Source organism: Natronomonas sp. (assembly GCF_046483325.1).
Taxonomy (GTDB): Archaea; Halobacteriota; Halobacteria; order Halobacteriales; family Haloarculaceae; genus Natronomonas.
The window spans coordinates 1-2,840 of the sequence record NZ_JAWODL010000022.1 but is presented as its reverse complement, the minus strand read 5'-3'; the positions used below and the strand labels follow the sequence as shown (position 1 = coordinate 2,840).

General features: G+C 63.7%; 3 protein-coding genes. All 3 read left to right on the top strand.

Annotation, left to right across the window (positions count from 1 at the left end; all coding sequences use genetic code 11):
• Nucleotides 1-32 precede the first annotated feature (32 nt).
• The 3 genes from R6U53_RS07275 to R6U53_RS07265 all read left to right on the top strand — a co-directional run bounded on the left by R6U53_RS07275 (nucleotide 33) and on the right by R6U53_RS07265 (nucleotide 2,450).
• Nucleotides 33-764 (top strand): hypothetical protein, encoded by a 732-nt coding sequence (locus tag R6U53_RS07275; RefSeq protein WP_410321701.1) that lies wholly within the window; start codon nucleotides 33-35, stop codon nucleotides 762-764.
• Between the two features lie 22 nt (nucleotides 765-786).
• Entirely contained in the window at nucleotides 787-1,434 is a 648-nt protein-coding gene (locus R6U53_RS07270) for a hypothetical protein (RefSeq protein ID WP_410321700.1), read from the top strand.
• Nucleotides 1,435-1,700: 266 nt separating this feature from the next.
• Complete coding sequence (locus R6U53_RS07265; protein ID WP_410321699.1) at nucleotides 1,701-2,450, top strand: hypothetical protein; 750 nt, start codon at nucleotides 1,701-1,703, stop codon at nucleotides 2,448-2,450.
• Nucleotides 2,451-2,840: the final 390 nt, after the last annotated feature.

Sequence of the window (2,840 nt, the reverse complement as noted above, 5' to 3'; positions counted from 1 at the left end):
GGATGGGGACGCACTCAACGGAGAGAACACTAATGCAACGACGCAAATTCGTAATCGGCATGGGGGCGCTCGCATCCGGCGCGGCCGCCTCCGTCGGAACCGGCGCGTTCACCGCCATGCAGGCGGACGGACGCGAAGCAAACATCAACGTCGTCGCCGACGAGAACGCGCTCATCGGCCTCGAGGCCGGCGAGACGGAGCTCGTCAGCGGCACTGACGACGGACAGCTCGCGATCAACTTCGACATCGACGGCGGCGGCGACGGCGTCAACCCCAACTCCACCTACCAGGTCGGCGGACTCGGCGGGTTCAATATGGGGAATCTCGACGACGTTCCGGGCGCTCCGACCGTGAGCCCGAACGTCGCGGACGTGGCCATCGACACGCAGACGCCCATCAAGGACGAGTACGCGTTCATGGTGCTGAACCAATCGGGGAACGACCAGCAGATCGAAGTCGCCTACGAGGCGAACGAGGAGTTCCCGAATGACGCCCAGGTGTACCTGGTCGCGTTCTACCCCGACGGGACGGATACGTCGGCCCAAGAAGAGGGCCTGGCCGTCGGTGACGTGACCGGCGAAAACGACAAATCCGCGAGCATCATCTACGCCGACCAGCAGTACTCCGATCCGATCGGAGCCGGCAACAGCTTCTACGTGACGCTCATCGTCAACGTCGGTGACGCCGATCCGGATACCGATCTCGGCGGGCAGATCACCGTCCGCGCGGGCAGCCACGACGACTTCACCGACGCGGACGCGTAATCCATCCGAGGACGGACCATCTATGAACAGACGCAACATCGTAATCGGGCTCGGCGGGCTGATCGGCAGCGCCGGCGTCACCCTGGGAACGGGGGCGTTCAGCGCGAGCGAGCTCGAACGCGAGTCGAACATATCGGTCGTCGACGACAGCGCCGGGCTCATCGGCCTGGTCCCGAACGAGTCGATCGCGGGCGTGATGACGGCGGAGAGCGGGCTGACGATCGCTATCGACGAAGAGCACGGCGGCGTGAACGTCAACTCCGTGTATCAGTTCGGCGCGTTCGTCGAGGCCGACGGCGTGGCGGACCTCACCGACGGGACGTTCACGCTCGTCACCGACGACGACCCCGCCGACATGAGCGACGGACAGGCGAGCCTCGAGTCGGCTTTCGCCATTCTGAATCAATCGGGCGAGACGCGGGACGTCACCGTCGACTTCGAGTTGAACGACGACATCGAGAGTGGATCGGAGACGGAGTACGCCTTCGAACTGCAGAGTTCGATCGGCGGCAGCGGCCAGCGAGTCAGCGTCGCGACGAGTCCGATCGACAACGACGTCGAGTTCGAGATGGAGCCCGGAGATTCGATCGGCATCTCCTTCATCGTGAACGCCTTCGATGGCTCCATCGGCGACGCGATCGACGGACAGGTCGAGATCAGCGCGAACTGACGCGGCTAATTTTTTCGAGCGCGCGATTGGACGGGGGGTCGATCGACCGCCAGCGATCGACGAGATCGACCGAGTCGACGGCGTGATCGGATCGTCGTCCGGTGAGCGCCGGGCTGCGTCACAAACCGGCCGTTACCCGGTCTACAACCCGCCGTTGTATCCCTTCAGACGGCTCAATACGAGGGGGAAAACCCCCATAAGACCGAGTGCGGCGTTCTCACTCTCGCGGTTAGGGGTGTGGGGATGCAATCGAAGGTACTACCACTATGCAACGACGCAAATTCGTAATCGGCATGGGGGCGCTCGCATCCGGCGCGGCCGCCTCCGTCGGAACCGGCGCGTTCACCGCCATGCAGGCGGACGGACGCGAAGCAAACATCAACGTCGTCAACGACGCCAACGCCTTGGTCGCACTTCGGGCTGGAGGGACGGAGCTCGTCACGGAGAAGGACGGCCAACTGCACATCGACTTCGATCTCGAGGACGGTGGCGGCGACGGCGTCAATCCCAATTCGACGTACGTCGTCGGCGGGCTCGGCGGCGGGAACGTCCCGCTCGGTGATCAGGACATCTCACAGCTCGACGACGAAGACATCATCACGACGGACCCAAACATCAATCAATCGCCCGCGTTCCGCGTGCTCAACCAGACGAAGAAGCCACAGCCCATAGAGATCTACTACGACGCCGAGGACTTCCCGGAAAACCACGAACTGATTCTCCTCGCCGCGGCCGACGATCCAAACGACTCGGAGCTGTTCTCGTGGTCGCGGGACGGGGCGGCCGCGAGCGTCGGCGACGACGATCCGGAGGGACTGCTCCTGTTCGATAAGGATCCCGAGGATGTCGTCGGCGGATCGGAGGCGTTCCGGGGAGCCCGGCTCGAACCCGGACAACGGATCAACGTCAGTCTGATCGTCAAGGCCGGGGACTACGCCGACGAGGATGTGGACAACGACCTCAGCGGCGAGATCCGCGTCCGCGCCGGCAGCCACGACGAGTTCGGCCCGAACTGACGACTGACGGGACCGTTCCGATCGAACGAACGCTATTTTTTGTGGTGCCGATCCGGATACAAATCGCCGAGCCCTCACCCCGAGCGACGAGCCACAGCCGCCTTCGAACCGCACGTGGGTCGGGTACTCAGGTTAATCGCGATCGCTCGGACCGTTCTCGAAGCGACAACGGACCGTTACCGCACGTACAGACTGTCGTTGTACTCGTTCAGGCGACTCAATACGAGGATGGATACGGCCATAGGGTTGACTGCGGCGTTCCTCTCTTGGCGGCGGTCGCTGGGGGATGGGGACGCACTCAACGGAGAGAACACTAATGCAACGACGCAAATTCGTAATCGGCATGGGGGCGCTCGCATCCGGCGCGGCCGCCTCCGTCGGAACCGGCGC

What these genes read in the sequence shown, in the direction of transcription:
- R6U53_RS07275 (WP_410321701.1), top strand. Translation starts at nt 33, where the DNA reads ATGCAACGACGCAAATTCGTAATCGGCATGGGGGCGCTCGCATCCGGC.
- R6U53_RS07270 (WP_410321700.1), top strand. Translation starts at nt 787, where the DNA reads ATGAACAGACGCAACATCGTAATCGGGCTCGGCGGGCTGATCGGCAGC.
- R6U53_RS07265 (WP_410321699.1), top strand. Translation starts at nt 1,701, where the DNA reads ATGCAACGACGCAAATTCGTAATCGGCATGGGGGCGCTCGCATCCGGC.